Origin of the sequence: Paenibacillus forsythiae T98 (assembly GCF_000520735.1) — a bacterium.
In the GTDB taxonomy this organism is placed as follows: domain Bacteria; phylum Bacillota; class Bacilli; order Paenibacillales; family Paenibacillaceae; genus Paenibacillus_AQ; species Paenibacillus_AQ forsythiae.
The window spans coordinates 1-806 of the sequence record NZ_ASSC01000736.1; the positions used below are offsets into that span (position 1 = coordinate 1).

At 62.9% G+C, this 806-nt stretch carries 1 protein-coding gene; it reads left to right on the forward strand.

Annotated elements, in window-relative coordinates:
- Positions 1-500 (forward strand): energy-coupling factor transporter transmembrane component T (locus L692_RS0122385; RefSeq protein WP_025702212.1); only part of this gene is annotated, 500 nt, incomplete at its 5' end.
- Positions 501-806 lie beyond the last annotated feature (306 nt).

Consider the following 806-nt stretch of genomic DNA (forward strand, 5'->3'; position numbering starts at 1 on the left):
CCCTCCAGTTCTCCTCCGGGGGCGCCCTGAACGGAGGTCTGTCCGTCCTCCGCCTGGGGCTGCTCATTTCGCTCGGCTTTCTCTTCACCGAGACGACATCCGGAGCGCCGCTGCGCGAAGGGCTGGAATGGGCTATCGCTCCGCTCGGCAAACTGGGCGTCAGAACGCGGAATTGGTCGCTCGCCGTCTCTGTCACCTTGCAGTTCATTCCCTGGATTCTGGGAAGAATCTCATCCCTGCAGCTCGCGCTCGCCTCCAGGGGAAACCGGAAGCGGGGGTGGGGACGCTGGACGCCGAAGCACATTTCATTGATGGCCGTTCCTCTGCTCCTCCAGGTGATCAGCATGGGGGACGAGCTGGCCACCGCGATCGAAGCCCGCGGCTATGACCCGTCCAAGCCGCGCACGCCCTGGCTCGTTCTGCGCTGGCGGCGGCGGGATACGGCGGCGCTGCTTCTCTCCGCGCTCGCGGCGGCGCTGCTGTGGCGGGCTTCGTTCTAGCCCGAAGCTCCGCAGCTTGGCTCTGCCGACAACTCGGAGGAAGGCCGCTGGACGCCTTCCGAATCTTAATCTCCCTCCTTCCCTGTATTCATGCCGATATACGCAAAACAAGCCTGCCAGAGCCCATCAGGGCAACGGCAGGCTATTATCGTTTTGCTGCAATAACGCCTTATTCTGCAAGATTGCAGCCAGCCTCGTTCACTTAATCGAACTGTACGCTTGCGATCTTGTGGTAAAAAAGCTGTCCCGCGCCGCGCTCCGCGGCTCCCGGGACAGCCTCTGCCTATGTCCGCTCTTTCGGCGGGC